Source organism: Rhodococcus sp. 05-340-2 (assembly GCF_002258915.1).
Lineage (GTDB): Bacteria > Actinomycetota > Actinomycetes > Mycobacteriales > Mycobacteriaceae > Rhodococcoides.
The window spans coordinates 733,917-737,759 of sequence record NZ_NOYU01000027.1 but is presented as its reverse complement, the minus strand read 5'-3'; the positions used below and the strand labels follow the sequence as shown (position 1 = coordinate 737,759).

The window sequence follows — 3,843 nt, the reverse complement described above, 5'->3', positions numbered from 1 at the left end:
TCACTTGCCCTTCGGCGGCACGGTCACGGCGGCGAAGGCCGACGTCGGGTGGATCGACCCGGAGCCCTCGGTTCGGTTCGGACTGTCGAGCCGCGGCGGCCTGTGCGCGCGATTGAGCAATTCTGGCTTCCGTTCTGGTCTGCGTTCGTGTCGATTCACACACGTTCGGTGGTGATATGGCTCTGTATCAATTCGGCGCGATCGGGCGACCGGATTGAAACAGGGAGAGAACCCGGTTCTACCGAATAGAACAAACCGTGAGTTCAGTGAACGAGTGTGTGGTGACTCTCGAATTCATCGTCCTGTACGACATGAACTCCCCTCCCCGCCAGGCGTACGACACGGTCGACAATGTCGGCGTCGATACTGCGCTCACATACCAACGCGAAACCGTCGGTCATCCGCTGAAAGCCGACCTGAAAATTCCGTGTCGAGCACCCCAACGGCTTACAAAGATACAACATCGGCACGGTTCTTTTGTGCAGTAATCATAAGAACCATCGATCACTGCCTCCAGCCTGTTACAGAAGTGACCGAGAGTGCTACCCGAGCAGATGCTATTCGGTCGAACGAATGACTCCGCACGACACATCGCTCGGCAATATTCGTTCGTATCCGACTCGGCGGTGCGATAAACCCACCGTTTACCGACTCGGCGTTTGTTTCAGGAGTCGGAGCGGCGACGTCCGGCCAAAAGCGTCGCGCCGAGCGCTCCGACGGCTGCCAGACACAGCACCAATTCCGATCCGAAGCCGATTCGAGTCGCGACGGTGAGGGATTGTCGCAGTACAACACTGGACACCAGCACGTCCGGGCTGAAGAGCGGCGTCTGCTGAAGGACGTCACCGTCCGGCGACACGATTGCGCTGACGCCACTCGTAGCGGCCACCACAACCGTTCGTCCGTGCTCGACGGCTCGCACTCTGGACATCGCGAGTTGTTGGTAGGTCATTTCGGTGTCGCCGAAGGTCGCGTTGTTGGTGGGTATGGCGATGAACTCCGCGCCCGACCGGACCGATTCCTCGAGTGCGCGATCGAATGCGACTTCGTAGCACGTTGCTATTCCGGCCGCTATTCCCCCAGCGTGCACCACTCCGTTTCCGCTACCGGGGACGAAATAACCCGCTCGGTCGGCATATTCCGAAAACAATCGAAAAAAACTTCGGAATGGCAAGTATTCGCCGAACGGTTGAATTATCTTCTTGTCGTGCCGCTCACCGGGCCCGTCCGTACCGTTCCACGCAATCACCGAATTCGTGTTCGTACCATCGGCATTGACAAGTACGGTGCCGACGAGAATCGGGGCCCCCACAGCCACCGACGCCTGTGTGATGAGAGTCGCAGCGTCGGTATTTCTCAACGGATCGATATCGGACGCGTTCTCGGGCCACACGACGAGATCCGGGGCAGGTTGCCTGCCGGCCTCGACGTCGGCGGCCAATGTCATGGTCTCTCGGACGTGATTGTCCAACACCGCGCGGCGCTGTGCGTTGAAATCCAGACCCAGCCGCGGAACGCTTCCCTGGACGGCCGCGATCGTCACTGTCCGTTCGTCGCCCTCCGGCGCGTCGTTGCCGTGCAGCGTCGGTAGCAACCCCAGCGCCACGATGGAGGCGATCGTCGTTGCGGCGACCGGTCCGAGGAACGAACGCGCTCCGTCTCGTCGACTGCCCGCGACCAGCAGCGCCGCCGTTCCGGTTCCGGTCAGTGCCACACCGAAACTGAGCAACGGTGCACCGCCGACGCTCGCCAAGGGAAGCAACCAGCCCTCGGGTTGTCCGAATGCCAATCTGCCCCACGGAAAGCCACCGAAGGGAACACTGGATCTGAGCCATTCGGTCAGGCTCCAGGCCAATGCCATCGACAGCGGCCACCATGCGCTCCGTGCCGACAACACACCGAGCACTCCGAACAAGCCGACGAAGACGGACTCGGCGGCGGCGAGCGCCAGCCACGGCATCGGTCCTACGTACACACCGATCCACGGGAGGAGCGGAACGAAGAATCCGAGTCCGGCGGCACAGCCGTAGCCGAATCCCCCTTTCAGCGATACCGACCTCCGGCCGCCGAAGCCGGTCAGGACGAGGGCCAGCAGCGCGATACCCAGCGGGGCCAGAAACCACAGGGTTCGCGGAGGGAAGCTCGCGAATATCAGTGCGCCACCGGCAACGGAGAGAGCCGTCGACATCGCGGCCCGGCGCAGCCGCTCCGCTGACGAGGCCACCGTCCCGACACCCGAAGCGGACTCAGTTCTCATGAATGACCTGTCCGCGGTGCACGGTCATCGAGCACTGTGGGCTCGTGGACGACGGGTCCAGACCGGGCAAGGGAGATACTCCTGCGCGTGGGTCCGTCGACCATCGTTGCACGCTGTCCTTGGGTGCTCGGACGACGAGTTCGTCGACCTCCCACACCGCGAAGGACGCGGGCGCTCCCGGCACCAACGTCCCCGCCAATCCGTCGCGAACTCCGCCCGCTCGCCAGGCTCCGCGGGTACCGGCCGAGAAAGCGGCCCGAGGCGAGATGGCACTGCCCGGCGTGTGGTGATTGACCGCGGCTCTGACCGTCGCCCAGGGATCGAGTCGGGTGACCGGCGCATCCGAACCGAATGCCAGCGCCACCCCCGCCGATGCCAAGCGCGCGAACGGATGGAGCGCCGATGCACGGTCTGCGCCGAGCCGTGCCGAATACAACCCTCCAAAACCGCCCCACTGGGCGTCGAACATCGGTTGCATGCTGGCTATCACCCCCCAGGAGGCCAGTTTGTCGGCCTGCTCGGGCGTGACCATTGCCAGATGTTCGAGCCGATGCCCGCACGCGGCGACGGCTGCAGTTCCCAGCTCGGTCACCACCCGCTCGAATGCGGTGACGGCAGCCGAGATCGCAGCGTCACCGATGACGTGGAACCCCGCCTGAACTCCGGCGGACGTGCACGCCGAGATGTGTGCAGCGATCGCATCGACGTCCTCGTACGGCACGCCCGATCCGGAGTCGTCCGCATACGGCGACGACAACCACGCGGTCCGCGATCCCAGCGAGCCGTCGACGAAGATGTCACCGGCCAGCCCATGAGCGCCGGTCTCGCCGAGCAGCTGCCGCGCCTGCTCGGCCGTCTCGACCAGCTCGCCCCAGTATCCGCGAACCTCCACCCCGTGTTCGGTGGCCATCAGTTCACGGAAGTCGTCGATACCCGACACGATCGGACCGGCACATTCGTGGACTGCGACGATTCCCTGCGCCGCCGCACTGTCGAGCGCAGCCGTTCGAGCCCGATCCCGGGTACCGGGCGTGATCATCGACCGCGCCGTCAGCCGCGCGAGGTGGTGCGCGGCAGCTGTGAGAGGGGACTGCCCGGAGAAGCCGGTGGCGGATTCCATTCCGGTCGCGGCGACGCGCAACGGCGTCGAGACGGCAGCCGAATGCGAATCGATGCGTGTGAGGTACACCGGGCGTCCCGGCGCTGCCGCGTCGAGGTCGACCGTCGACGGTGCGCGATGTTCGGGCCACGAGCTCTCGTCCCAGCCGTGTCCCCAGATCAGTGCGTCCGAGGACGACGATGCGTGCTCGGCGAGCACCCGCATGCAGTGTTCGAGCGAGGTGCAGCCGGACAGATCGAGTCCGATCGACGACAGACCCAGATCGGTGACGTGCACGTGAGTGTCGACGAACGCCGGTGCCACGAAGGCCCCCGCCAGGTCGGTGACGCGGACTCCTGGATGGAGCGCTCGCCCGGTGCGATCCTCACCGATCCAACTGACGATTCCATCGGTCACGGCCATGGCGGTGGCGTCCGACGCCATCGGACTGTAGATCCGTCCGCCGCAGAACAATTCGGTGGTCACG

The 3,843-nt window shown here is 64.5% G+C and carries 2 protein-coding genes; both read right to left on the bottom strand.

Annotated features, from left to right (window positions below):
* Nucleotides 1-664: 664 nt before the first annotated feature.
* A complete protein-coding gene (lnt, locus tag CH271_RS18460) occupies nt 665-2,257 on the bottom strand; it encodes an apolipoprotein N-acyltransferase (protein WP_373453574.1) in 1,593 nt (530 codons plus the stop codon).
* A complete protein-coding gene (locus tag CH271_RS18455; protein ID WP_094634603.1) occupies nt 2,247-3,800 on the bottom strand; it encodes an amidohydrolase in 1,554 nt (517 codons plus the stop codon). Before CH271_RS18455 ends, lnt begins: the two co-directional genes overlap by 11 nt.
* Between the last annotated feature and the right edge of the window lie 43 nt (nt 3,801-3,843).

What these genes read in the sequence shown, in the direction of transcription:
- CH271_RS18455 (WP_094634603.1), bottom strand. Translation starts at nt 3,800, where the DNA reads ATGGCGTCGGACGCCACCGCCATGGCCGTGACCGATGGAATCGTCAGT.
- lnt (WP_373453574.1), bottom strand. Translation starts at nt 2,257, where the DNA reads ATGAGAACTGAGTCCGCTTCGGGTGTCGGGACGGTGGCCTCGTCAGCG.